The organism is Aeromonas sp. ASNIH4 (assembly GCF_002934425.1).
In the GTDB taxonomy this organism is placed as follows: Bacteria; Pseudomonadota; Gammaproteobacteria; order Enterobacterales; family Aeromonadaceae; genus Aeromonas; species Aeromonas hydrophila.
The window spans coordinates 310,548-334,543 of sequence record NZ_CP026217.1 but is presented as its reverse complement, the minus strand read 5'-3'; the positions used below and the strand labels follow the sequence as shown (position 1 = coordinate 334,543).

24 protein-coding genes are annotated in these 23,996 nt (G+C 60.8%); 4 read left to right on the top strand and 20 right to left on the bottom strand.

The features are described from left to right. Positions 1-72 precede the first annotated feature (72 nt). A complete protein-coding gene (locus tag C2U40_RS01575) occupies positions 73-459 on the top strand; it encodes a type IV pilin protein (protein ID WP_103827811.1) in 387 nt (128 codons plus the stop codon). Between the two features lie 4 nt (positions 460-463). Here C2U40_RS01575 and tppA read toward each other — a convergent pair whose 3' ends face one another. The 11 genes from tppA to ribF form a co-directional block, all read right to left on the bottom strand. Beyond that, the gene (gene tppA, locus C2U40_RS01570) at positions 464-865 is read right to left on the bottom strand and encodes a type IVa pilus pseudopilin TppA (RefSeq protein WP_103827840.1); all 402 of its coding nucleotides are present in this window, start codon (positions 863-865) and stop codon (positions 464-466) included. Between the two features lie 8 nt (positions 866-873). Beyond that, the gene (locus tag C2U40_RS01565; protein WP_103827812.1) at positions 874-4,227 is read right to left on the bottom strand and encodes a pilus assembly protein; all 3,354 of its coding nucleotides are present in this window, start codon (positions 4,225-4,227) and stop codon (positions 874-876) included. Between the two features lie 11 nt (positions 4,228-4,238). Then, entirely contained in the window at positions 4,239-4,715 is a 477-nt protein-coding gene (locus tag C2U40_RS01560) for a pilus assembly PilX family protein (RefSeq protein ID WP_075384410.1), read from the bottom strand. A gap of 10 nt (positions 4,716-4,725) precedes the next feature. Next, positions 4,726-5,820 carry a PilW family protein gene (locus C2U40_RS01555; RefSeq protein WP_043166244.1) on the bottom strand — a complete coding sequence of 365 codons (1,095 nt, stop codon included), beginning with the start codon at positions 5,818-5,820 and terminating at the stop codon, positions 4,726-4,728. After that, positions 5,817-6,230 carry a type IVa pilus pseudopilin TppB gene (tppB, locus tag C2U40_RS01550; RefSeq protein ID WP_016349429.1) on the bottom strand — a complete coding sequence of 138 codons (414 nt, stop codon included), beginning with the start codon at positions 6,228-6,230 and terminating at the stop codon, positions 5,817-5,819. Before tppB ends, C2U40_RS01555 begins: the two co-directional genes overlap by 4 nt. Next, the gene (gene tppE, locus C2U40_RS01545) at positions 6,227-6,730 is read right to left on the bottom strand and encodes a type IVa pilus pseudopilin TppE (RefSeq protein WP_011704647.1); all 504 of its coding nucleotides are present in this window, start codon (positions 6,728-6,730) and stop codon (positions 6,227-6,229) included. Before tppE ends, tppB begins: the two co-directional genes overlap by 4 nt. Positions 6,731-6,991: 261 nt before the next feature. After that, complete coding sequence (ispH, locus tag C2U40_RS01540; protein ID WP_103827813.1) at positions 6,992-7,927, bottom strand: 4-hydroxy-3-methylbut-2-enyl diphosphate reductase; 936 nt, start codon at positions 7,925-7,927, stop codon at positions 6,992-6,994. Next, positions 7,927-8,379, bottom strand: a complete 453-nt coding sequence (fkpB, locus tag C2U40_RS01535) for an FKBP-type peptidyl-prolyl cis-trans isomerase (RefSeq protein WP_103827814.1) — start codon at positions 8,377-8,379, stop codon at positions 7,927-7,929. Before fkpB ends, ispH begins: the two co-directional genes overlap by 1 nt. Continuing rightward, a complete protein-coding gene (gene lspA / locus C2U40_RS01530; protein ID WP_011704644.1) occupies positions 8,376-8,879 on the bottom strand; it encodes a signal peptidase II in 504 nt (167 codons plus the stop codon). Before lspA ends, fkpB begins: the two co-directional genes overlap by 4 nt. After that, positions 8,879-11,740, bottom strand: a complete 2,862-nt coding sequence (gene ileS / locus C2U40_RS01525) for an isoleucine--tRNA ligase (protein WP_011704643.1) — start codon at positions 11,738-11,740, stop codon at positions 8,879-8,881. Before ileS ends, lspA begins: the two co-directional genes overlap by 1 nt. Next, the gene (gene ribF, locus C2U40_RS01520) at positions 11,740-12,714 is read right to left on the bottom strand and encodes a bifunctional riboflavin kinase/FAD synthetase (protein WP_017409028.1); all 975 of its coding nucleotides are present in this window, start codon (positions 12,712-12,714) and stop codon (positions 11,740-11,742) included. The genes ileS and ribF overlap by 1 nt, the downstream gene beginning before the upstream one ends. Here ribF and C2U40_RS26430 point away from each other — a divergent pair. Next, on the top strand, positions 12,619-12,816 hold the full coding sequence (locus C2U40_RS26430) for a hypothetical protein (protein WP_181014800.1): 198 nt from the start codon (positions 12,619-12,621) through the stop codon (positions 12,814-12,816). The genes ribF and C2U40_RS26430 overlap by 96 nt on opposite strands. A gap of 39 nt (positions 12,817-12,855) precedes the next feature. Here the strand turns inward: C2U40_RS26430 and murJ are convergent, their stop codons facing one another. Further along, positions 12,856-14,421, bottom strand: coding sequence for a murein biosynthesis integral membrane protein MurJ (gene murJ, locus C2U40_RS01515; RefSeq protein WP_016349424.1), 1,566 nt, complete (start codon positions 14,419-14,421; stop codon positions 12,856-12,858). Positions 14,422-14,612: 191 nt separating this feature from the next. Here murJ and rpsT point away from each other — a divergent pair, with 191 nt between their 5' ends. Continuing rightward, positions 14,613-14,876: a 30S ribosomal protein S20 gene (gene rpsT, locus C2U40_RS01510; RefSeq protein WP_005308808.1), complete on the top strand. Its 264-nt coding sequence runs from the start codon at positions 14,613-14,615 to the stop codon at positions 14,874-14,876. Between the two features lie 50 nt (positions 14,877-14,926). Here the strand turns inward: rpsT and C2U40_RS01505 are convergent, their stop codons facing one another. The 8 genes from C2U40_RS01505 to rppH form a co-directional block, all read right to left on the bottom strand. After that, positions 14,927-15,229: an ArsR/SmtB family transcription factor gene (locus C2U40_RS01505; protein ID WP_016349423.1), complete on the bottom strand. Its 303-nt coding sequence runs from the start codon at positions 15,227-15,229 to the stop codon at positions 14,927-14,929. Between the two features lie 49 nt (positions 15,230-15,278). Next, positions 15,279-16,211, bottom strand: a complete 933-nt coding sequence (gene nhaR, locus C2U40_RS01500) for a transcriptional activator NhaR (protein WP_017409027.1) — start codon at positions 16,209-16,211, stop codon at positions 15,279-15,281. After that, a complete protein-coding gene (locus C2U40_RS01495) occupies positions 16,198-16,605 on the bottom strand; it encodes a hypothetical protein (RefSeq protein ID WP_026080223.1) in 408 nt (135 codons plus the stop codon). Before C2U40_RS01495 ends, nhaR begins: the two co-directional genes overlap by 14 nt. Beyond that, positions 16,602-17,792, bottom strand: a complete 1,191-nt coding sequence (nhaA, locus tag C2U40_RS01490; protein WP_103827815.1) for a Na+/H+ antiporter NhaA — start codon at positions 17,790-17,792, stop codon at positions 16,602-16,604. The genes C2U40_RS01495 and nhaA overlap by 4 nt, the downstream gene beginning before the upstream one ends. A gap of 226 nt (positions 17,793-18,018) precedes the next feature. Further along, entirely contained in the window at positions 18,019-18,813 is a 795-nt protein-coding gene (thyA, locus tag C2U40_RS01485; RefSeq protein ID WP_103827816.1) for a thymidylate synthase, read from the bottom strand. Continuing rightward, positions 18,813-19,637 (bottom strand): prolipoprotein diacylglyceryl transferase, encoded by an 825-nt coding sequence (gene lgt / locus C2U40_RS01480; protein WP_103827817.1) that lies wholly within the window; start codon positions 19,635-19,637, stop codon positions 18,813-18,815. The genes thyA and lgt overlap by 1 nt, the downstream gene beginning before the upstream one ends. 67 nt (positions 19,638-19,704) lie before the next feature. Further along, positions 19,705-21,984, bottom strand: coding sequence for a phosphoenolpyruvate--protein phosphotransferase (ptsP, locus tag C2U40_RS01475; RefSeq protein WP_103827818.1), 2,280 nt, complete (start codon positions 21,982-21,984; stop codon positions 19,705-19,707). Positions 21,985-21,998: 14 nt separating this feature from the next. Then, entirely contained in the window at positions 21,999-22,526 is a 528-nt protein-coding gene (gene rppH / locus C2U40_RS01470) for an RNA pyrophosphohydrolase (protein WP_011704634.1), read from the bottom strand. A 733-nt stretch (positions 22,527-23,259) separates the two neighbouring features. On the opposite strand from rppH, the gene mutH reads away from it, so the two are divergent. Beyond that, positions 23,260-23,934 carry a DNA mismatch repair endonuclease MutH gene (gene mutH / locus C2U40_RS01460; protein ID WP_103827820.1) on the top strand — a complete coding sequence of 225 codons (675 nt, stop codon included), beginning with the start codon at positions 23,260-23,262 and terminating at the stop codon, positions 23,932-23,934. Positions 23,935-23,996: the final 62 nt, after the last annotated feature.

Genomic DNA, 23,996 nt, shown 5'->3' with positions numbered 1-23,996 from the left:
TGCACGTGCCAGTAGGGTCTACTGTCAGTACTATCCTATAGTATCAACCTGTTTCACGAAGCATGCCGCCCCATGAGAATCAAACAGTCCGGAATCACCTTGCTTGAACTGATCGTCGTGGTCGCCATCGTCGCCATCATAGCGTCTGTCGCCTATCCCAGCTTCACCGATGGCTTGCGCAAATCCCGCCGGGCCGACGCGCTCAAGGGCTTGCTCAGCATGCAGCTGAAACAGGAAGAGTTCCGGGTTTCCAATACCAGTTACAGCGCCACCCCGTCTCAAGTGGGCAACCCCACCAGCAGCTACTATGACTTTTCCATTTCAGGTGCCACCGCAACCGGCTATACCCTGATCGCTACCAGCAAGGGGGCACAGGTAGGCGACAAGAGCGGCAGCACCACCTGCGATACACTGACCATCAACAAGGCCGATACCAAGACTCCCGCCGCCTGCTGGTGACAGACTACCAGCACTCGGCCGCCGTCATGCTGGCCATCGATACCCCCTGCTGCCCACCCTGATCAATGGTCAGCAGGCCGCAAGGATCACCGTTCATCACCCCGGTCGGGATCGCCGTCAGGGTATAGCTGGCGCCGCTGGCATTGAGCGCCAGATTGTAATAGGCAGTCCCGCCATCCCTGGGCAAGGTAGCCAGCCCGGCAGAGGCCAGGTTGCCACCATCATAGTTGCCGTCAGCGGTAAACTGTCGCTCCATGTATTGCGCCGCCTCCAGCAGGGCGGCCTTGGCCTCTGCCCGCTTGGCAGAGGCCATGTAGCTGTTGTAACTGGGATAGGCGATCACGGTCAGAATGGCCATCACGGCTACCGCAATCATCAGCTCCATCAGGGAAAATCCGCGTTCCATCTCCACCTCTACTCCAGTTGCAACCAGGACTGGCGACCACCCAGATCACCCGCCCCCTCTTCCAGCGTGACCGATATGTTGCCGCTGGAGCCACTGATGTACTTGCGCTCCATGTCGGCGTCTTCCACCACGCTCGGCGTCGTGGTGAGCTCGTCAAACTGCTTGCCGCTGACCGGCACCTTGATGTCGTTGCCGCCACTGTCCTTGATCCCCACATAGTCGTCATCGTTGACGGCACCATCGCCATTGACGTCGAACACCGAGTAGGTCAAACGCGCCCCCGAGACAGGATCCAGCTCCATCAACCAGGAGCGCCCACCGAAGTCACAGGCGTCCGCCGAGGGGATCAGGGTGTTGAAGATCAGCCGCTTGTTGCGGTAGAGCATCTCTGACACGGCTCGTTCCCCCACCCCCTTGCTCAACGCAGGGGATTTGAGCACCAGATACCACCCTTTCTGGCTGGTGTAGTTGACCGCCGTATTGGACACCACCCTCACGTTGAACTTGATGGTGGTGCCATTGGCGGAATACTCGTGGGTGATGCTCTGCTGCTGCAACTGGCTGCTGAGCACGGTCACCCCCGTATCCCAGATGCCGTAGACGGCTTCCAGCCTGGGAGTTGCCGGCAGCAACTTGTCGTCATTGGTGAAATAGCTGCCCGTCCCCATCAGCACCATGATGCCCCCCTTGGGATGACGAATAGCCAGCGGTCGCATGGTAATAGGCTGGCGCGTGCTGGCAGAGCAGGTCCCGTTGCACGCCTGAAACAGCGGTTTTGGCTTGTTGCCGGTCTTGAAGGCACTCCCCCACTGGGCGCTGTTGTTGTCGGTCAGATCGAATTTCCACAGATTGCCCTGCAGATCGCCGGCATAGACATAGTCCGCCACCCGATCGCCATCCTCGTCTACCGGCAAGGGAGATGAGAGACCATTGGGCTCGCTGGCCGAGCCCACCTGGGTGTCTATCTCCTTGATCACCGCACCGGTCGCCAGATCCAGCACAAACAGGCGCGCCGTTTGGCTGGTGCTGTTGTAACCATTGGCCACCAGCGCCACCCATTTGTTGCCGGACTTGACCCGAACCAGGGTCGGCGCCGCCAGCGCCACTCCCATCTCGGTATTGGTAAACTCCCACAGCATCTTGTCGGCGGTAAAGTTGTCCGGTGCCGTCACGTCGATGGCAAACACGGCCTTGCCGCCAGCACCGGTCGATCCCAGCAGCACGGTTTTCCAACTGCTGCCAAGATAGGCATCGCCTACCTTGGCCGTGCCATCGACATAGTAACGATGGCTGTAATCCGGCTTGGTCAGCAAGCTCAGATCCCCCAACAGGCTGGCAGGAATGTAGGCCAGGGTCTCCACCCCGTTGGCGACCCTGAAACCATGCAGCATGCCGTCATTGGCCCCCACGTAGAGCATGGGAGTACGGCTGCGAATAGCCGTCGAACCGAGGAAACTCAGATAACCGTCCCGCTCCGCCTGGGTCAGGCCGGTGGCGCTGCCGTAGCCGTAATCCCGGCTGCCGACATAGACGGGATCCGAGTTGATGATGTCCCCCAGCAGATCGCTGCGGCTGCGAAACAGGCCGCCATTGCTCTGCTCGCGACTGCGATCACCGCGCAAGTAGGCAACCCGGTTTTCCCCCTGGCTGTCGCCAGCAAGGTTGAACAGGGCACGGTTGGTGGCATTGAGATCGGCCCAGGTGAAGGGAATGCCGACCCCGTTTTGTCGAGTAAAGATGCTGCGGGAGGTGTGTGCCGGGATCAGGGTGGCGGCATCCCAGGCCATGTTGCCCAGCGATCCATCGCTGTTGAGGGGGATGGAGATGAGTTGCCCCGACCAGTCGCCGCTGTTGTAACGGGCCTGGTAGATGTGGGTGTTGCTGTCCAGCCGGGTGGCGTTGGCGGTCACCGAGCTGGCGGAGCTGTTGCGGGCAGCGATCTGGGCCAGGGTGCTGCTCAGGGCTGCGGCAAAGATGTCGGGGTCGCCCGCGCTAAAAAAGCTGCCCTTGCTGTTGAGTGCCGCGTGCCACAGGTCATCGATCTTGTACTCCGGAATGTAGGTCGCGTTCTTGTACTCCTTGTCATCCGGATCATGGGGATTGGGCCAGCTGTTCGGGATGCCGTTGGCCGGATTGAGCGACCCGTTGACCCCGAGTCCAACGGTAAAGTTGACCAGATGCTGCCAGTTGGCCGGATCCGCCGTGCTGGTCGGCACCTTGTCGGCCAGATCGGCACGCAGGTCGGTTTTCCAGTATTTGTAGGCCACGTCGGCCAGGGTATTGCTGTAGCCATCCTTGTCCAGATCCCCTACCGAGGGGGTATCCCCGTTCCAGTAGCCATCGGTCATCAGGATGTTGTAACTCTGCCGGCAGGTGAGGTGGGGCAAGGTGCTGCCGGCGCTGGCCGCCCAGGGGCCGTTGTTGTCGGTGCGGGAGAAGTACTCTCCCACGTCCTTCAGACTGGTACGCAGCGGCGTGCCGGCGGCCGGAATATCGCGGCTGTAGAGGTCACTGAAAAAAGCGCTGCGATCGGTGCCGGAAAAAGGTGCCACCCCGCGGATCACGCTGCCGCTGGCGTTGATGGTGGCAAACCCCACCCGCAGGGCTTGCCCCTGGCTTGCAAAAGCACGGCCGACCCCGGCACGAGCCGCCAGGATCCGGGAGCGGTAGTAGGTGTACCAGTTGGCGAAGTTCTGGATCTCCTCGTCATAGGTACAAACGGGGGCGCTCTTGCAATCGCTGCGATTGGGGCGCCCGCCATAGGTACTGCCGGACTTTATCTCCACCCGGGTATAGCTGCCCACCTTCTTCACGTCGCCACTGCCCTTGTAGGCAAAGTAGATGGCAGGCCAGAAGGTCTCATCGTCGTTGTAGTCAGTGGAGGAGAACCCGGTGTAGTAACGCAGGGACTTGGAGCGGTTGTTCTTGGTCAGATCACGACAGCCGGCGGCGGTATTGAAGGGGTTGTGCGGTGCGCAGCTGATGCTGGCATTCGCCATCAGGGTACCGTCTGCCTTGGCCCAGGGCCGATAGCTCTGCTGCGGGTTGTAGTAGAGTTTGTTGTTGTTGCTTGAGCGGGTATAGGCGTTGCGATCGTTGTTGCTGGTGAAGGTCACGGTCCGGTTGTCGTAATCCTCGCTGCCATAGACGTTGTCGGCTCTGGGATAGACGTAGCGAGCGCTGTTCTCGATCAACCCCTCCGGCATCAACTCGAAGTGCATCGAACCTGAGTCATCGAGACTGAACATGATGTTGGGTTCGGCCCGGGTACCGAGATAGAGGGGAACCTGGGCGATGTCGAGGGCTGCCTGCACCTGGGAGCAGAGCAGCAGGGCCGAGAGTCCGTAGCCAGATGCACGCATGGGTTGTTCTCCTAGCGGCTGTAGGTCGATTGCAACAGCACCCGGCTCTCGTCCGAGAGTCCGAATCCCCTTGCCGTGATGCGATAGAGGCGGCGCTCGCTGATGGGCTCGTCAACCGCCAGACTCTCGTTGCTGCCCTGGGTATAGGGCAACCGCTCGATGAAATATTCGGGGGCCCGTCCGGTCAGGCCGCTATTGGCATAGGTGCGCCAGGCCGTGGAGGGAGAGGCGGGATCCACCGCCACGCTGACGAACTCATAGAGGCCGGCACTGTTGTCGTAGGGACCTGAACTGCCCGCCTCCAGATAGCGCTCGGCAGCACGCAGCGCCGCCTCCGCCGCCTGCAGCGCCTGCTGTGACTCCTTCTGGTTGCCCGCCATCTTCTCCTGCAGCAGGGCGCTCTGCATGCTGGCCATCGCCAGCAGGCTCACCACCGCAAGAAAAATCAGGCTGATCACCAACGCCATTCCCTCTTGTCGAGCCATCATGCCTCCCTCCTCATGGCAGCCGGTTACGCAAGGCGACCGTGGTTTCGGCCACCCAGTACCAGTGACTGTCGACAGCCTGGAAGGTGGCACCGGCAAAGCTGATGGCCTGCGGATCCGATACCACATTGCCCTGACCGCTGCGCATCAGCAGTTGAACACCGATCCCCAGCACGTTGTCCCAGTTCGGGTTGCTGGCGGCACTCACATAGCGATCCGCCGCCCGATCCCGGTTCTGATCCTCGCCGAAGGTCAGCTGAACATCGGTGACACCGTCCACCAGCAGCATGCCGGCGGCCAGACCGCTCTTGCGATAAAGGGCATAGGGCGCGTTGGCAGAGGGGCGGGCGACGTAATAGATCCGGGTCTCCATCCGGCTCAATACCGAGCCAGCACCGAAGCGCTCCTCGACCGGGCTGCTGGCGCCACCCCAGGAGCTGACGGCATTGCCAGGGGTGTATTTGTTGTCGTTGGAGTGGCCGATATTGACCTCGCTGCCGCCACCCACCACCTGGGTCTGGGTGATCTGGAAGATCCGCGCCTTCTGACAGTCGGACACCATGACGATGTCCCCCTCGCACAGGTCGCTGTAGCCCTGCTTGCCGGTACCGCAGTAGTTGGCCTTGCTGGAGAGTTGCTGCACGAACAGCTGGGCGGCACTGTTGTTGCGAGTGACCGGCACCCCGGCGCCGGTCGGCCCCTGCACCAGCAGCACGTCGGTTCCCGCTTTGGGTTTGGGCTCGGCAGCGGTAAACAGGGCCGACAACGCCGTGGGCAGCGTCGCAGTGACATTGTCATAGCCGCGCAGATAGACGGTGAAGTTGTAGGGCAGCGCCGTACCACCGTTAAGGGTGTTGGTGATGTTCACGCCCTGCTTGCTGAGGCAGCCCTGGTAGCCCACCATCCGCAGCTCCTGCTGCAGCAGGTTGACGGCAAACCGGCTGTCCTCCTGAACCCGGGCGATGGCCTCACCGGTCAGATAGGTTTTGTGGTTGCCAAGCAGCACCTGAATGATGACCCCGACCGTCAGCAGTGACAGCAGCAGGGCGATCATCACCTCCACCAGACCGACACCGGCCTGACGCAACAAGGTGCGCCGCCCGCTCACAGATCCGTCCTCAGGGTCATGCTGCGCAGCGCAGGCTCGGTAGCCAGCCGGCTGGCATCCCACTGGATGGTGATGGTCGCCTGCCCGGCGCTGACGGCAATGGCCCCGTCACCACCCGGCAGGCCGGTCAGCGCCTGTTTCCAGTACTGCACATCCTGTATCGCCATCGAGCTGCCGGAGACGGCCTCTCCCAGCCCGACATTGTATTGGCCGAGCAGGGCCGCGCTGCGATTGGCTCGCATCATGTCGGTGATCATGTAGCCGAACTGGGTCGCTTCTGTGCGGGTGAGCGCCGATTGATTGCTCTTGAGCGCCTGCAACTGCAGGGTCGCCATGCCGAGAATGCCGATCGACAGCACCAGCACGGCAATCATGATCTCAAGCAGAGATACCCCCTGATGTCGTTTCATATGCAGCTGGTCTCCACGATGGATGGACGCCCGGCCGGGGTGATCGTGATGTCGCGCGAGGCCTCTTGGGCACACTCCGGCGGCTGCAGAGAGAACACCAGCGCCACCTGCTGACGCCCGTCGAGAAAGCCATTGCCACTGAAACGCACCAGCGACGTATTGCTGACCAGGGTGCCGGCGCCCATGTCGGGAAAGAGCCGCAGCAGTTCGCCGTTGTCGAGGGTGCCATTGCCGTTGCGGTCGACCCAGATCTGCCAACCCGATTCCCAGTGGTTCTGGGTCAGGTTGCTGGCGGTTGCGGAGAGCGTGACCGCGGTATTGCGGCGAATGGCTTCGGAGCGGGCGAGGTTGATGGCGGCCACGAAGTTGTTGGCCTGGCTGGTCAGCGTCATGTTGCGCAATATCGCGCTAAAGGAGGGAACTCCCAACGTCAGCAGGATAGAGATGAGCGCAACGGTGACCATCAGCTCGATGAGGCTAAAACCTGAACGCAAAAACATCCTGTTTCGCTCTGATTTTGTCGGGGAGGCTCGTTCGCATATCCATGTGCCATCAAGCCAGATGAGAAGATCATCAGCAGTCTAGACCGCAGACCTTCGCTTGCAATTCAATCTACTCAGATCTTGGACATACATCATCAAATTTCGCTGCAATCTCACCACAAACCGGGCGACAAGAGTCATAAGAATCGCCCATGAAAAAGCCACCTCACAGGAGGTGGCTCAGGCACTCATGGCACTATCCCGCACGGGATGGCTGACTCAAAGGATGCGCAGCTCCGGCGGTACCTCAAACACCACGTTCTCTTCACGACCGGGATGCTCGGCCACCACCTTGCCGCCCAGCTCGCGCAGGCGCGTGATGACCGACTGCACCAGCACCTCGGGGGCGGAAGCGCCGGCGGTGACACCGATCGCCTCTACTCCCGCCAGCCAGTCGGCCTCGATCATGGAGGCGTCGTCGATCAGGTAAGCTTTGGTGCCCACCTTCTCGGCCAGCTCCCGCAAGCGGTTAGAGTTGGAGGAGTTGCGCGACCCCACCACCAGCATGGCGTCCACCAGCCCCGCCATCTCCCGCACCGCGTCCTGGCGGTTCTGGGTGGCGTAGCAGATGTCGTCCTTGCGCGGCCCCTGGATCTTGGGGAAGTGGACACGCAAGGCATCGATGACGTCGGAGGTCTCGTCCACGCTGAGGGTGGTCTGGGTGACGAAGCAGAGGTCATCCGGGTTCTTCACCTTGAGCTTGGCCACGTCTTCCGGCGTCTCCACCAGATACATGCCCCCCTCGCGATTCTCGTACTGACCCATGGTGCCGATCACCTCGGGGTGACCGGCATGACCGATGAGCACAGCCTCGGAGCCCTTGCGACTGGCGCGATGGACCTCCATGTGCACCTTGGTCACCAGCGGGCAAGTGGCATCGAACACCTTGAGGGCACGGGACTTGGCCATCTCGCGCACCGCTTTGGAGACGCCGTGGGCGGAGAAGATGACGATGCTGTCGTCCGGCACCTCATCCAGCTCTTCGACGAAGACGGCGCCCGCCTCCTTGAGCTTGTTCACCACGTAGCGGTTGTGCACCACCTCGTGACGGACATAGATGGGGGCACCGAACTTCTCCAGCGCACTCTCGACGATGCTGATCGCCCGATCGACACCGGCACAGAAACCACGGGGATTGGCCAGAAGAATATTCATCAGTGAACCGCTTCCTCGTCATCAACCCCCAGGATCTCCACCTCGAACGTGACGGTGTGACCGGCCAGGGGATGGTTGAAATCGACCGTCACCGACATGCCTGCCACCGCCCGGATGATACCCGGCAGCTCGCTGCCGTTGGGCTGGTCGAACAGGATGATGGTGCCGACCTTGGGCTCTACATCGGCACCGAACTTGGCGCGGTCCAGATGATAGATGTTGTCGGGATTGGAGAGGCCGAAGGCCTCTTCCGGTGCCAGCGTGAAGCTCTTGCTCTCCCCTTCGCGCAGCCCCAGCAGGCACTGCTCGAAACTGGAGGTCAGGCTGCCATCGCCCATCCGCAGGCGGGCAGGCTTGCCTTGCAGCGCAGTGCTGTCGGCCACCGAGCCATCTTCCAGCTTGATGGCGAAGTGGAACAGCACGCAGCTGTCTGCCGCAATCGGCTGGCTCATGGCGTCACGTCCTTCTTCTTCTCACTGCGAAAACCGTCCAGCACTATCATGGCGGCACCGATGAAGATGAAGCTGTCCGCCAGGTTGAACGCAGGCCAGTGGGCGCGCTGCCAGTAGAAATCGAGGAAGTCGACCACGTGGCCCAGCACCAGCCGGTCAAACACGTTGCCGAGCGCCCCGCCGATGATCAGCGAGTAGGCGATGCCACTCCAGCGCTGAGCGACGGACTGCTTGCGCAGCCAGTGGATCAGCAAGCCGCAGATGGCAAACGCCAGCACCGCGAAGAACCAGCGCTGCCAGCCGCCCTGATCGGCCAGGAAGCTGAAAGCTGCCCCCTTGTTGTAGACATGGACCAGGTTGAAGAAGGGGGTGATCTCCACCCCCGGGTAGCCAAATGGCAGCAGCTTGACCACGGCGAGCTTGCTCGCCTGGTCCAGTACAAAGGCCAGCACTGCCAGCCACAGCCAACGCAGGCCGCTTTTATGGTGAGTCATGTTCATCAGGCAAATTGACGAGTTTCGCCGTCACCCTCGACGTTGGTGACGCAGCGGCCACAGATCTCTTCGTGACCAGCGATGGTGCCCACGTCTTCCACATGGTGCCAGCAGCGGTCGCACTTGGCGGCAGCAGACTGGGCCACACTCAGCCACAGGTCGTCGCGCTCGGTCGCCACGGCGTCTGCCGGGGCGGCATCGACGCTGACCACCTTGGCCTTGGAGGTGAGCAGCACGAAGCGCAGCTCATCGGCCAGGGCGTTCAGACGCGCAGCCAGTGCCGGCTTGGCGAACAGGGTCAGCTCAGCCTGCAGGGAGCCACCGATGCGCTTCTCGCCACGAGCCACTTCCAGCGCCTTGTTCACTTCACCACGCACGGTGAGGATCTCGGCCCAGAAATCGTCGTTGAGGGTTTCACCCGCTTCCAGCCCGAACAGGCCGTCGTACCACTCCTCGGTGAACACGAACTCACCGCGCTCACCCGGTAGCAGCGCCCAGATCTCGTCGGCGGTGAAGCTCATGATCGGCGCCATCCAGCGCACCATGGCCTCGGCGATGTGATACAGGGCGGTCTGGCAGGAGCGACGGGCCAGGCTATCGGCCTTGGCGGTGTACTGACGGTCCTTGATGACGTCCAGGTAGAAGGAGCCCATCTCGATGGAGCAGAACTGCATCAGCTTCTGGGTCACACCGTGGAAGTTGTACTCGTCGAACGCCGCCATGATCTCGGCCTGTACCGCTTTGGCACGACCCACGGCCCAGCGATCCACCACCACCATGTCGGCAGGCGCCACCATGTCGGTCGCCGGATTGAAGCCGTTCAGGTTGGCCAGTAGGAAGCGGGCAGTGTTGCGGATACGGCGATAGGCGTCGGCAGAGCGCTTGAGGATCTCGTCGGAGACGGTCATCTCGCCGGTGTAGTCGGTGCTGGCGACCCACAGACGCAGGATGTCGGCACCCAGCTTGTTCATCACGTCCTGCGGGCTCACCACGTTGCCGATGGACTTGGACATCTTGCGACCCTGGCCATCCACGGTGAAGCCGTGAGTCAGCACCTGGTTGTAGGGAGCCTTGTCTTTCATCGCCACGCCGATCATCAGGGAGGACATGAACCAGCCGCGATGCTGGTCAGAGCCTTCCAGATACATGTCGGCCGGGTTGCCGTTGAACTCGGGACGGGCGTCGACCACGGAGGAGTGGGTCGAACCTGAGTCAAACCAGACGTCCAGGGTATCGGGCACCTTGTCGTACAGGTCGGCGTCGCTGCCCAGCAGTTCGGCCTTGTCCAGATCCCACCAGGCCTGAATGCCGGACTGTTCGACCCGCTTGGCGACTTCGTGCATCAGGCGCACGGATTCCGGGTGCAGTTCCTGGGTCTCCTTGTGGACGAACAGGGAGATGGGCACGCCCCAGGTACGCTGACGGGAGATACACCAGTCAGGGCGGTTCTCGACCATCGCCTGGATGCGGTTTTTACCCCAGGCTGGCACCCAGCCGCTCTGGCCGTGCTGTTTGATGCCGTCTTGCTCGATGCGCTCGATCTCTTCCAGCGCGCGCTGCCGCAGACCCTTCTGCTCCATGCTGATGAACCACTGCGGGGTGGCACGGAAGATGATCGGGGTCTTGTGACGCCAGCAGTGCGGGTAGGAGTGGTTGAACACCTTGTGGTGCAGCAGGGCGCCACGCTCGGTCAGCACCTCGACCACGGAGGCGTTGGCCTTGAACACGTGCTGGCCGGCAAACAGTTCGGTATCCGGCAGGTACACGCCGTTGCTGCCAACCGGGTTGGCCACTTCCAGACCGTACTTCTGACCGACCACGAAGTCTTCCTGACCGTGGCCAGGGGCGGTGTGCACGGCACCGGTACCGGCATCCAGGGTAACGTGGTCACCCAGCACCACCGGCACGTCGAAGCTGTAGAAGGGGTGGTTGAAGCGCAGCAGCTCAAGCGCCGCGCCCTTGGCGTAGCCCAGATTGTGGAACTGCTCGATACCGGCGCGGTCCATCACGTCCTTGACCAGCTCGGCGGCCAGGATCAGGCGCTCGGGATGCTCGCCTTCCACCTGCACCAGCGCATAGTCCAGATCGGCGTGCATGGCGATGCCGCGGTTGGCGGGCAGGGTCCAGGGGGTGGTGGTCCAGATCACGGCAGAGATCGGGCCTTTGCCGGTGTGGCCTTCGGCGCAGTCAAACTTGGCGGCAACGCCCGCCTCGTCGACGGCCTTGAAGCGCACATCGATGGAGGGGGAGTTCTTGTCGTAGTACTCCACTTCGGCTTCGGCCAGCGCGGAGCCACAGTCGGTACACCAGTGCACCGGCTTGGAGCCTTTGTGCAGGTGGCCGTTTTCAACGATCTTGGCCATGGAGCGGATGATGTTGGCTTCGGTGCCAAAATCCATGGTCAGGTAGGGGTGTTCCCAGTCACCCAGCACGCCCAGACGGATGAAGTCGGTCTTCTGCGCTTCGATCTGGGTCTTGGCGTATTTGCGGCACTCGGCGCGGAACTCGGCAGCGGAGACCTTCTCGCCCGGCTTGCCGACCATGCCTTCTACTTTCAGTTCGATGGGCAGACCGTGGCAATCCCAGCCCGGCACATAGGGGGAGTCGAAGCCGGAGAGGCCCTTGGACTTGATGATGATGTCTTTGAGGATCTTGTTGACCGAGTGACCGATGTGAATGCTGCCGTTCGCATAGGGGGGGCCATCGTGCAGAATGAACGAAGGCTTGCCCGCTTTGGCGCGGCGAATGGCGCCGTAAAGATCCTGATCGTACCAACGTTTCAGCATGTTGGGTTCGCGCTTGGCCAGATCGCCACGCATCGGAAACTCGGTTTCCGGAAGATTCAGGGTGTGTTTATAGTCGCTCATCAGTCCTGGGTTCCCTTCTTTTCTAAAAGAGTGCTGGGTAAATGGAGTAGTGGCAGCCCGAACCAGGCTCGGGCCGCCAGGGCATCTCGTTCGATCTGCTCTTTCAAGGCGGTGAAAGAGGCAAACTTCTGCTCTTCGCGCAGCTTGTGGCGAAGCAGCACCTTGACCTGTTGACCATATAGGTCGCCAGAAAAATCAAATAGATGTACTTCCAATCTGGCTTGTGTACCGCTCAAGGTCGGCCGTACACCCACATTGGCGACACCGGGGAAGGTCTTGCCGGAACATAACACTTCCACCGCGAACACGCCACCGACCGGGATCACCTGGCGCTTGAGGGCCAGATTGGCGGTGGGAAAACCTATGGTGCGGCCCAGCTTGTCGCCGTGGGCCACCCGACCGCTGATGGTATAGGGACGGCCAAGCATCAGCTCCACCTCCGCCATGCGGCCGGCCGCGAGGGCCTCGCGCACCAGCGTGCTGCTGACCCGCTGGCGGGACAACTGGAAGCTCTGGGTGCTGATCACCTCGAAACCGAAGCGCCGGCCGGCCTCTTCCAGCAGGTGGAAGTCCCCTTCCCGCCCCTTGCCGAAACGAAAATCGTCGCCCACCACCAGATAGTGCACACCGAGTTTCTCCACCAGCAGTTGCTCGATGAAGGTGGTGGCCGACTGCTCGGCGAAGCGATGGTTGAAGCGCACGCAGAGCATGCGATCGATCTGCATCCCCTTGAGCGCTTCATACTTCTCCCGCAGGCGGCTGAGGCGAGCCGGCGCCGCAGCCCCGGCAAACAGCTCCAGCGGCTGCGGTTCAAACAGCATGACACAGGCCGGCAGACCCAGTTGGGCTGCTTTTTCCTGCAGGCGAGACAGCACGGCATGATGACCCTGATGAACCCCATCAAAGTTGCCAATGGTCAATACACACCCCCGGTGACGGGGCTTGATATTGTGAATACCGCGGATAAGCTCCATCAATGCCTTGTGCGTCGCTGCTATGAAAATCGCCGGATTATATATCAGGCGGCACTCTGGGTCAGCCCTGTTGCTGACCCGATTTCAGCCATCCCGCTCTGATTGCAGGCTCAGGCGGGACTTCCGCCATGGCGCGCCGACTCAGTCATCCCGCCCCGCTCTCAGATCTTTTGGCCGAATGCCCAGCGCCAGCAGGACACCGGCATAGATGGCGCCCCCCAGCACCAACAGCATGGTCAGCTGCATGCTCGCCTTGCTCATGTGCCAGGCGCCCCATTGGGCCAGATCCGGCGAGAGGTAGAGGAGCACGCCCCCCATCAGCAGACTTGCGGTCAGCAGCTTGAGGCAGAATACCCCGGTGTGGCGGGAGGGCCGGTAGACGTTCTGCTGATGGAGCCCCTTGAACAGCAGGGCCGCGTTCAGCGTGCCAGAGCAGGCAGTCGACAGCGCCAGCCCCACGTAACCGAGCGGATAGATGAAGATGAGGTTGCAGGCCATGTTGGCCGCCATCGACATCATCCCGATCCGTACCGGAGTGCGGGTATCCTGGCGGGCGTAGTAGCCGGGGGCCAGCACCTTGATCAACATCAGCGACAGCAAGCCCGTGGTGGATGCCAGCAGGCTGGCGCTGGACATGCTCACCTCGTGCAACCCGAACTCGCCGCGCATGAACAGCACCCGCAGAATGGGTTCGCGCAGCACGGCGATGCCCACCATGGCCGGCAGGCCGAGCAGCATCACCATCCGTACCCCCCAGTCCATGGTGCGGGAGAAGTCGGCCGGATCGGCATCCACGTGTTTTTTGGCCAGCGCCGGCAGGATGACGGTGCTGATGGCGACACCGAACATGCCGAGCGGGAACTCCAGCAGTCGGTCCGAGTAATAGAGATAGCTGATGGCGCCGGTCGCGAGGAAGGAGGCGAGCATGGTGTTGACCAGCAGGTTGATCTGGCTGACCGACACCCCGAACAGCGCCGGGATCATCAGAGTGCGGATCTTCACCACCCCCGGATGGTGCCAACCCCACTTGGGCCACACCAGCATGTTGATCTGGCGCAGGAACGGGAACTGGAACAGGAACTGCACCAGACCACCGAGGAAGACACCGATGGCCAGCGCCAGCTCAGGGTCGTCCAGCCAGGGTGAGATCCACCAGGCGGCGGCGATCATGGTGATGTTGAGAAAGATCGGCGTGAAGGAGGAAACCCCGAAGCGGCCGAAGGTATTGAGGATGGCCCCCGCCATGGCGGTAAAGGTGATGAACCAGAGATAGGGGAAGGTGATCTTGAGCATCAGGCTCGCCATCTCGAACTTCTCGGCCGCCGGCCCGCCGTGCAACCAGTCCCAGAACCAGCCCCAGCCGAACAGGGCGGTCAGCACCCCGGAGCCCAACACCCCGAGCAGGGTGACCACGGTGACGATCCCCCCGAGGGTGCCCGCCACTGCGGCCAGCAACTCGCGCACTTCGCTCTCGTCGCCCTTTTTCTTGTACTCCGTCATCACGGGAACAAAGGCCTGGTTGAAGGCACCTTCGGCGAACAGGCGACGCAGAAAGTTGGGAATGCGGTTGGCAAAGAAGAAGACGTCTGCGGCCACCCCGGCACCGAGCAGATTTGCGATGACCACATCGCGCACCAAGCCCATCACGCGGGACGCCAACGTCATTCCGGACACTATCATGCCGGATTTGATCAATTTCTTACTCAAGACGAGGCCTCTGGAACTGTCGGAAAGAAAAGAATGCTGTTAGAATCGGCCGACAGTTTAACCGTCTCCCATCTGACACACCACCGGGGGGCGGTGTTTATTTGCACAAATCATTTGACAATATGTGGTTGAGAAGGCATATTTCCGGGCCTTTTCAATACACTCGCTAAGACAGTTTTAGGAGTTTTACCTTGGCTAACATCAAATCTGCTAAGAAGCGCGCTCTTCAGTCAGAGAAACGTCGTCAGCACAACGCCAGCCGTCGTTCCATGACCCGTACCTACCTGAAGAAAGTCATCGCTGCCATCGCCTCCGGCGACAAGGCTGCCGCGACTGCCGCTTTCGCTGTTGCTCAGCCGATCATGGATCGTATGGCGACCAAAGGCCTGATCCACAAGAACAAAGCTGCTCGTCACAAGAGCCGCCTGTCTGCCCAGATCAAAGCTATGGCTTAATTCAGCATCTGCTGAACAAAGCTAAAAAAACCGGCCTTCGTGCCGGTTTTTTATTTCTGTTCGCTGCAATACAACTTGTGCAGCAATCCTATCATCTCGCGCACCTCGTGGCTGCGCAGCGAATAGTAGACCGTCTGGGCCTCCTTGCGTGTCTCCACCAATTCATCCCGCCGCAACACAGCCAGATGCTGTGACAACGCCGACTGGCTCAAACCAAGCCGCTCGTTGAGCTCGCCCACCGACAGCTCCCGCTCCAGCAGCTGACACAGGATAAACAAGCGCCGCTCGTTGGCCAGCGCCTTGAGCAGAGCGACCGCCCGGCTTGCATTTGCCTCCATCTCTTCCAGTTGCATCTCATTCCCTCTCGTTCGAGGCAAGAATCATACTCTGTGGCCCGTCGATTTAAAATGACAGGGTTGCCGGTTGAATCGTGGTGAAATCCTCCTGACCGGCAAACAGAAAGGAGAAATCGCTCTCGCATACCCGTTTTACCGCCGGATGCTGGATCATCCGTTCGGCGAAGATGACGTAGTACTCTTCCATCAGATCCTGGGTCTCCCCCAGCAGCATCACCTCCTCCCCTTCCAGGATCTCCTCCCGATAGATGGTAGGAGCCATGAAGATGCCCTGGTTGAAGAAGCCGAATGCCTTCATCAGGGCCGCATCGTCAAACTCACCGAGGATGCTGGGCGATACGCCCTGCTGCTCGAACCACTGGGTCAGCTGGCGGCCCATGGCGGTGCGCCGGCCCGGGATAAGCAACTTGCGCTCTTCCAGACAGGCCGGAAAAGGCAGCGACGGCAGTGGCGCCTTGCAGAAGAAGCTGACCCCGCAGCCACCGAGCCGCTTGGAGAGCAGGCCGGCGTGCTGGCTGGAGTCCACCGGGCAGTCCGACAGGATCATGTCGAGCTTGTGCTCGCTCAGCTGCTCCAGCAGCAACTCGTGGGTCGATTCGAAGCAACGCAGGTGGATGGAACCGTCGTTGGGGATGACGGAGAGCAGTACCCGGCTGGCAAGGCGTTTGGAGAGCGCATCGGCGATGCCGACGTCAAACAGGATCTGGCTCTCCTTGCGGTAGTTGACGATATCCAGCATCTCGTAGGAGAGGCTGAACATCTTGTCGGCATAGCGAAACACCAGCTGACCCAGCTCGGTCGCCTCGAGGGAGCGCCCTTTACGCATCAACAGCTTGCCGCCCAGGCGCTGCTCCAGCAGCTTGATCTGGCCGGTGACGGTCTGCGGCGTCAAGAAGAGGGCTTCCGCCGCTTGCGTGACGGAGCCCTTCTTCTGAGTCATCCAAAAATAGTAAAGATGATTGTAATTAAGGTGTGACATCCGATGGGGTTCCCGCGCTGCGCGGACTCCGGTAGCAACTGAGTTCAGCCGCCAGAATGTCATACATGTCGCTGATCGAGTCAACCTTGTTCGCGTCGAACTGTGCCTGCAGATGGGCCTTGAGGCGGGCCGGATCCGGCATCCGCTCCCCGCAGTAACGCTTGTTGGACTGTTTGACACGCTCGCCGGCCCGGCTGCTCAGCGCCCGCTCGGCGAAGGTCTCGCCAAACTGGGCCTTGGCCTGCTTGTCCCCCAGCATCAGGGCGCTGTCGACCACCCCGTTGAGGTAGGCCGAGCAGCCGGCCGAGGCCGCATCCTGCTGACAATCCTGCAGACTGCCGGCCCAGGCCGTCTGGCTCAGCGCCAGCAAGGCCAGCCATCCTAGTCTTTTCATAACCCCTCCGTGCTTTGGTCGGCCTCCCGGTTAGGGAGCGCCATGCGCAGGGCGAGATAACCGACGATCGCCGCCAGGGTCGATCCCACCAGTATCCCGAGGCGCGAATAGCTGCCGTAATCCAACCCGCCGTGCTCGAAGGCCAGCGAGGCGATGAACATCGACATGGTAAAGCCGATGCCACACAGGATGCTGACCGCGAAGATCTGTTTGAAATTGACCCCGTTGGGCAATTGGGCAATGCCGAGCTTCACCGCCAGCCAACTGATGGTGAACACCCCGAGCGGCTTGCCGATGAACAGCCCCAGCATGATGCCGAGCGGCACCGGGCTCAGCAGGGCAGAGAGACCGATCCCCTCCAGCGACACCCCGGCATTGGCAAAGGCGAACAGCGGCAGGATCAGGTAGGCACTCCAGGGGTGCAGGGCATGCTCCAGCTGCTTGAGCGGCGAGGCATAGCGTTTGCCGTTGAGCGGGATCATGAAACCCACGATGACCCCGGCCAAGGTCGCATGGACGCCCGACTTAAGCACCGCCACCCAGAGCACCAGCCCCACCAGCATGTAGAGGCTGATCCGATCCTCGCCGCGGCGGTTCATCCACAGCAGGGTCAGGGTCGCCAGGATGCCGATCGCCAGCGCCGTCAGCGACAGCTGCTGGGTGTAGAACAGCGCTATGATGATGATCACGCCCAGGTCATCCATGATGGCCAACGCCAGCAGGAACACCTTGAGGCTGACCGGCACCCGCTTGCCCAGCAGCGCCATCATCCCGAGGGCGAAGGCGATGTCGGTGGCGGCGGGAATGGCCCAGCCGGCGCGCGCCACTTCATCCGAGTAGTTGAAGAAGGCATAGATGAGCGCGGGCGCCAGCATGCCGCCCACCGCGGCGATGGCCGGGAAGGTGGCCTGCACCCGGGAAGAGAGGGCCCCTTCCAGCATCTCGCGCTTCACCTCGAGGCCGACCAGCAGGAAGAAGACGGCCATGAAGCCATCGTTGATCCAGAGCAGCAGCGGCTTGTTGATATCGAGGGCGGCGATGCGTACCTGCACCTGGGTATCGAGGAAGGCCTGATAGCTGCCGGCCAGGCCGCTGTTGGCCAGGATCATCGCCAGCATGGCCGCCATGATCAGAATTATTCCGGAGGCGGCCTCCAGCTTGAGGAACTTTTTGATTACGTCGCTCATGGTTAAATTATCCACAGTATTACTTTGTTTTGAGTCTATATCCCATAACAATTAATGGAAAATCGTTTCTTACTGCGAAATACAACGAGAAAACCGAAGGCAAAATCAAACATGTCTGCTATAAGCAGGTTTTCTCCCACACGGATATCCCTCGAAGCCCAGTCATCAGAGTGAATATTCCGTGGTTTTTATGCATAAAAAAGGCGCCTCATGGGCGCCTTTCACATCAGATGGCGACGGGCGCCTTGATGCCGGGATGGGGGTCGTAACCCTCTATCTCGAAATCCTCGAACCTGTACTCGAAGATGGAGTCCGGCTTGCGCTTGATCACCAGGGTCGGCAGCGGACGCGGCTCACGGGTGAGCTGCAGTGCAGTCTGCTCCATGTGGTTGGAGTAGAGGTGCACATCGCCGCCGGTCCAGACAAAGTCGCCCACTTCCAGACCACACTGCTGGGCCATCATATGGGTCAGCAGGGCGTAGCTGGCGATGTTGAACGGCAAGCCGAGGAACACGTCACAGCTGCGCTGGTAGAGCTGGCAGGAGAGCTTGCCGTCGGCCACATAGAACTGGAAGAAGGCATGGCAGGGAGCCAGCGCCATCTTGTCCAGTTCGCCCACGTTCCAGGCGGAGACGATGATGCGGCGCGAATCCGGATTGTGCTTGATGTCGTCCACCGCCTTCTGGATCTGATCGATGACAGACCCGTCAGCCGCCGGCCAGGAGCGCCACTGGGCGCCATACACCGGCCCCAGATCGCCGTTCTCGTCGGCCCACTCGTCCCAGATGCTGACGCCGTGCTCTTTCAGGTAGGCGGTGTTGGTATCGCCATTGAGGAACCACAGCAGCTCGTGAATGATGGAGCGCAGGTGGCACTTCTTGGTGGTGACCAGCGGGAAGCCTTCCGCCAGATTGAAGCGCATCTGATGGCCGAACAGGGAGACGGTGCCGGTACCGGTACGGTCGGATTTGACGGTCCCTTCATCGAGGATCTTCTGCATCAGGTCGAGATAGGCTCGCATTACTTTGCCTCCTTGACGCTGTTACCGAACAGCTGCGGGCGCTTGTAGGCAACCCAGATCATCAGGGCACCGATGATGATCATCGGGGTGGAGAGGATCTGGCCCATGCTGATCTCCTGGAAGTAGAGACCGAGCTGGCTGTCCGGCTGGCGCACGAACTCCACCAGGAAGCGGAACAGGCCGTAGAACAGCAGGAACATGCCGGAGATGGCGCCCCGGGGCGGGCTCTTGCGCCAGAACAGGTTGAGGATGATGAACAGCACCACCCCTTCCAGCGCGAACTGATAGAGCTGGGACGGATGGCGCGGCTCGGGACCTGCCTCCGGGAAGATGATGGCCCAGGGCACATCGGTGACCCGGCCCCACAGCTCGCCGTTGAGGAAGTTGCCGATGCGACCGACGCCGAGGCCGAACGGAATGAGCGGCGCCACGAAGTCAGCCACGGTGAAGAAGTGGCGGTTGGTCTTGTGGGCAAACCAGACCATGGCGGTGATGACCCCGATCAGGCCGCCGTGGAACGACATGCCACCGGTCCAGATCTTGAACAGGTAGAGGGGATCGGCCAGGAACATGTCGAAGTTGTAGAACAGCACGTAACCGACCCGGCCACCCAGGATCACCCCGAGGAAGCCGTAAAACAGCAGGTCCGAGACCTCGTTGCGGGTCCAGCCACTGTTCGGCGCATCCGCGCGACGCCCCGCCAGCCACATGGCAAAGGCGAAACCAAACAGGTACATGAGACCATACCAGCGTACCGATAGTGGTCCCAAACTGAATGCTACGGGATCAATCTGCGAGAAAACCCAATATCCATCGTGCTGCATATGCGGCCCCAGTCATAAGAAAAGCCGCATTTTCCGATCATTCGTCAGCAGGGACAAGGCATGATTATCAATCAGTCTGTTTCGTTTTGTGACCGGCGCGCAGCAAACCGCCCAGGCCGTGCTCTTCCAGATAGCGGGCAAACAGGCCGCGCAGCACGTGCGGGTTGTCGTGCTTGAGGCCATCCGTCAGCAGCACCGTCAGTTCGCTCAGGGTGGACTGACGCAGCACGTACTTGATGCGGGCGATGTTGTGGGTGTTCATGCTGAAGCGGCGATAGCCCATGGCCAGCAGCAGCAGCACCCCGACCGGATCGCCGGCCAGCTCGCCACACACCGACACCGGCTTCTGGTAACGATGGGAGGCATCGACCAGCAGTTGCAGGGCGCGGATCACCGCCGGATGGAAGGCATCGTAGATGTTGGCGACCCTGGCGTTGTTGCGATCCACCGCCAGCAGGTACTGGGTCAGATCGTTGCTGCCCACCGACCAGAAATCGATGAGCGGTGCCATTTCGGGCAGGATGTAGAGGGCGGAAGGCACCTCGATCATCACCCCCAGGCTCGGGTAGCGGATCACCGCCTCACGGCTGGCCGCCTCTTCCGACACTTCGCGCCAGGCCTGATCCAGCAGGCGGCGGGAAGCCTTGATTTCACTCACGCTGCTGATCATCGGCAGCATGATGGCCAGATTGTCCAGCCCTTCGCTGGCTCGCAGCATCGCCTTGAGCTGCACCAGGAACAGTTCGGGGTGATCCAGGGTGAGCCGGATCCCCCGCCAGCCAAGGAAGGGATTTTCCTCGACGATGGGGAAATAGGGCAGCTGCTTGTCGCCGCCCACATCCAGGGTGCGCATGCAGACCGGCCGGTTGCGGTAGGTCTCCAGAATCCCGCGATAACGGGCGGTCTGCTCCCACTCAGAGGGGAAGCTGTCCTGCAGCATGAAGGGAATTTCGGTGCGATAGAGACCGACCCCGTCCGCCAGCTGATTGAGGGATATTTCGGTGTCGGCACTGAGTCCGGCGTTGAGCAGCAGGGAGACAGGCACGCCGTCGGCCGTCTCGGAGGGCTGGCTGTCGACGCTGCGCACCAGGGTATCGAGTGCCCGCTCTTCGCTCAGCAGCTGGCGGTACTCGGTCAGGATCACCTGATTGGGTTCGATGAAGAGATCACCGCTGTAGCCATCGACCACCAGCATGCGACCGCCGATGTCGCCGAGCGGCAGATCCACCCCCATGATGGCCGCCACTCCCATGGCGCGAGCCAGAATGGCGGCGTGGGAGTTGGTGCCCCCCTTGAGCGACACCACCCCGGTCAGAAACTCGCGGGGGACTTCAGCCAGGATGGTGGCGGTCACCTCGTCGGCGACCAGCACCACCGGCTCGCCGATGGCGATATGCTCGGGCTCGTTTTGCACCAACCGGCTTATGAGCCGCTGGGCGATGTCCTTCACATCGGTGGAGCGTTCCTGCAGATAGGGATCCTTCATCCCCTTGAACTGATCGATCAGCCGGTCACTGATGAGCTTGACCGCCGAGACCGCCGTCCAGTGCTCCTTGCTCACCTTGTTGCGAATGGGCTTGATGTAACCCGGATCGTTCAGCAGATGCAGGTAAATGTCGAAGATGGCGACCGAGTCCTGGCTGTAGCTCTCGCGAAACCGCAGTGCCAGGCTCTCCAGATCGTGGCGCACCTCTTCCACCGCCACATTCAGCCGCTCCAGCTGTCTGGCGTGATCCTCATCCTTGCGCGGGGTGATGGAGTTGAGTTCCTTGCGCGGCCGCCACACCCAGGCCTTGGCCATGGCGATGCCGCTGGCACCGGCAATACCGCGCAGCGGCTTGCTCCAGTCAGTCTTCTGCAGCCAGCCCTTGGCCTGGGCCTGGGCGATCCGGGCCGCCAGCTGGGCCGCCAGGGTCACCATGAAGGACTCTTCCCCCTCATCGAAGAGGCGGCTCTCCTTCTGTTGCACCACCAGAATGCCCACCACCTGACGCTGATGCATGATGGGGGCACCGAGGAAGGAACGAAACGCCTCTTCGGCCACATCGGGCAGGAACTTGAAGCTGGGATGGGAGGGGGCATCGGCCAGGTTGATCAGCTCTTCCCGCTGACCCACCAGACCGACGATGCCCTGCTCGAACGGCAGGGTGGCCTTACCCACCGCTGACTCGGCCAGACCATCGGTCGCGGCCAGCCGGTAGCGGCGCATCTCGGGTTCTGAGACATAAACGGAACAGCAGTCCACCATCATGGCCAGCCGGGTCTGGCTGACCAGTGCCTGCAAGGCCAGCTCGAGGGTATTGGCCTCGGCCATGCTTTCGACGATGCGTCTGAGTTCCGTTAACAACTAATCTGTGCTCCTTAACGGGGGCGATTGCGCCGCCCATCCTTCTTGTTGACCTGAACAGCCGGCACCGGCATCGCCAGCGGGGCAAACTCCTTCATTACCCGTCGATAGACTTCCCGCTTGAAGGAGACGACCTGACGGACCGGATACCAGAAGCTGACCCAACGCCAGTCATCAAACTCGGGATGACCATGACAGCCAAACTGGATCCTGGACTCCCTGCCCGGATCCAGCTGCAGCAAGAACCATTTTTGTTTTTGGCCAATACAGACCGGTGAACTGTCCCAACGAACGAGGCGTTTGGGCAAGCGGTACTTCAGCCAGTTGCGACTGGTGGCCATGATGGTCACATCTTCGGGCTTGAGGCCTATCTCCTCATACAGCTCACGATACATGGCCTGCTCCGGCGTCTCACCATCATCAACCCCTCCCTGCGGAAACTGCCAGGAGTGCTGCCCATAGCGCTTAGCCCACAATACTTGTCCGTCACGGTTACAGATCACGATTCCGACATTGGGACGAAACCCGTCGCCATCTATCACGTGATCACCTTATAAAGGCTGAATCTATAAGGGGATTGTTCCACATTCACCTCGTGGCAGCAAACAGGGACTGCGATCCCCCACTCATGAATAACTTTCAATTTCAAGCCGACTTATAAACAAATCCAAGGATCAACTGAGCCAAGTTGCCCACCCAGACTGTGCATAAGCCTGTGAGCAAGCAGGTATATACAGTAGTTTCATTTATCTGATCCAAACCAGGCGACAGCATACCCCATGTTGATAAAAACAGAATATGTATTTAAATACATGACGTTAAACAATCAATGCTGGATCAAGATCCATGTCTTTCACGGCTGGCGATCCGGGATCTCGATTGTGAACAAGTTCGACTGTTCAAAGATCCACCACGGCTATTTTATCCACAGGAGTGGCACACTATCTGCGCTGGAATCGCCGTTGAAATCGGTGCTGTTTCACATTTTTTTGTAACAATGAGCCAACTATTAGCACTTGCCGGCAGTTATCCAAGATTTCTGTGGATAACTGTGTGCAACAGCGCGAGCAAACCCTTGGACAACTATTTTGAGCCTGGATCCTGCCGGTCAATGACCGACGACATAGAGACAAATTTGTTTAAAATCATTATGATAAGTACTTACTCACAAAACAGCCCCCCCTGTGCATACCCCTGCCAGGATCGGTTATAAAAACAGCGATCCTCAGCGAGGATCAGAGTTGCTAGAATAATTCCCCTTTGCAGGAGTGACCCATGCCCACCAACCCCCAGTCCGAGCAGGAATTGCTGGCCCGCGCCTATGCCATGGCGGGCTTCACGCTGGCCCAGCTGGCCGCCACGGCCGGCGTCGCCGTGCCGGCGGATCTGCGTCGTGACAAGGGCTGGGTTGGTCAGCTGATCGAGTGGCAGCTGGGGGCCAGCGCCGGCAGCAAACCCGAACAGGACTTCCCGGATCTCGGCATCGAACTCAAGACGATCCCCATCGATCCTCAGGGCAAACCGCTGGAGACGACCTTCGTCTGCGTGGCACCGCTGATCGGTGTCAGCGGCCAGCAGTGGGAACAGTCCAATGTGCGCAACAAGCTCTCTCGCGTGCTCTGGATCCCGGTGGAGGGCAGCCGCGAGATCCCCATCGGTGAGCGCCGGATCGGTATGCCGCTGTTGTGGAGTCCGAATGAAGAGGAGGAGCGGCTGCTGCGCCAGGACTGGGAAGAGCTGATGGACATGATAGTGCTGGGAGAAGTGGAGCAGATCAGCGCCCGCCACGGCCAGGTGCTGCAACTGCGCCCCAAGGCGGCCAACAACAAGGCACTGACCCGGGCCATCGGCCGCAACGGCCAGCCGATCATGACCCTGCCGCGCGGCTTTTACCTCAAGATAGGCTTTACCCACGGGCTGCTGCAGCGCCACTTTGCCCTGCCCGCTTGATCTCGGTTATCAACATCCTTGTCATAAAGTGATATAAAAATAGCCAGCAGCTATTTCTTCGC

Excerpts from the sequence above, each read along its gene's own strand:
- C2U40_RS01575 (WP_103827811.1), top strand. The coding sequence starts at position 73 with ATGAGAATCAAACAGTCCGGAATCACCTTGCTTGAACTGATCGTCGTG.
- mutH (WP_103827820.1), top strand. The coding sequence starts at position 23,260 with ATGCCCACCAACCCCCAGTCCGAGCAGGAATTGCTGGCCCGCGCCTAT.
- C2U40_RS01565 (WP_103827812.1), bottom strand. The coding sequence starts at position 4,227 with ATGCGTGCATCTGGCTACGGACTCTCGGCCCTGCTGCTCTGCTCCCAG.
- C2U40_RS01560 (WP_075384410.1), bottom strand. The coding sequence starts at position 4,715 with ATGATGGCTCGACAAGAGGGAATGGCGTTGGTGATCAGCCTGATTTTT.
- ileS (WP_011704643.1), bottom strand. The coding sequence starts at position 11,740 with ATGAGCGACTATAAACACACCCTGAATCTTCCGGAAACCGAGTTTCCG.
- tppB (WP_016349429.1), bottom strand. The coding sequence starts at position 6,230 with ATGAAACGACATCAGGGGGTATCTCTGCTTGAGATCATGATTGCCGTG.
- tppE (WP_011704647.1), bottom strand. The coding sequence starts at position 6,730 with ATGTTTTTGCGTTCAGGTTTTAGCCTCATCGAGCTGATGGTCACCGTT.
- ispH (WP_103827813.1), bottom strand. The coding sequence starts at position 7,927 with ATGAATATTCTTCTGGCCAATCCCCGTGGTTTCTGTGCCGGTGTCGAT.
- fkpB (WP_103827814.1), bottom strand. The coding sequence starts at position 8,379 with ATGAGCCAGCCGATTGCGGCAGACAGCTGCGTGCTGTTCCACTTCGCC.
- C2U40_RS01495 (WP_026080223.1), bottom strand. The coding sequence starts at position 16,605 with ATGAAAAGACTAGGATGGCTGGCCTTGCTGGCGCTGAGCCAGACGGCC.
- nhaR (WP_017409027.1), bottom strand. The coding sequence starts at position 16,211 with ATGTCACACCTTAATTACAATCATCTTTACTATTTTTGGATGACTCAG.
- lgt (WP_103827817.1), bottom strand. The coding sequence starts at position 19,637 with ATGCAGCACGATGGATATTGGGTTTTCTCGCAGATTGATCCCGTAGCA.
- C2U40_RS26430 (WP_181014800.1), top strand. The coding sequence starts at position 12,619 with ATGATGACCCTGATGAACCCCATCAAAGTTGCCAATGGTCAATACACA.
- C2U40_RS01505 (WP_016349423.1), bottom strand. The coding sequence starts at position 15,229 with ATGCAACTGGAAGAGATGGAGGCAAATGCAAGCCGGGCGGTCGCTCTG.
- thyA (WP_103827816.1), bottom strand. The coding sequence starts at position 18,813 with ATGCGAGCCTATCTCGACCTGATGCAGAAGATCCTCGATGAAGGGACC.
- lspA (WP_011704644.1), bottom strand. The coding sequence starts at position 8,879 with ATGAACATGACTCACCATAAAAGCGGCCTGCGTTGGCTGTGGCTGGCA.
- nhaA (WP_103827815.1), bottom strand. The coding sequence starts at position 17,792 with ATGAGCGACGTAATCAAAAAGTTCCTCAAGCTGGAGGCCGCCTCCGGA.
- tppA (WP_103827840.1), bottom strand. The coding sequence starts at position 865 with ATGGAACGCGGATTTTCCCTGATGGAGCTGATGATTGCGGTAGCCGTG.
- ribF (WP_017409028.1), bottom strand. The coding sequence starts at position 12,714 with ATGGAGCTTATCCGCGGTATTCACAATATCAAGCCCCGTCACCGGGGG.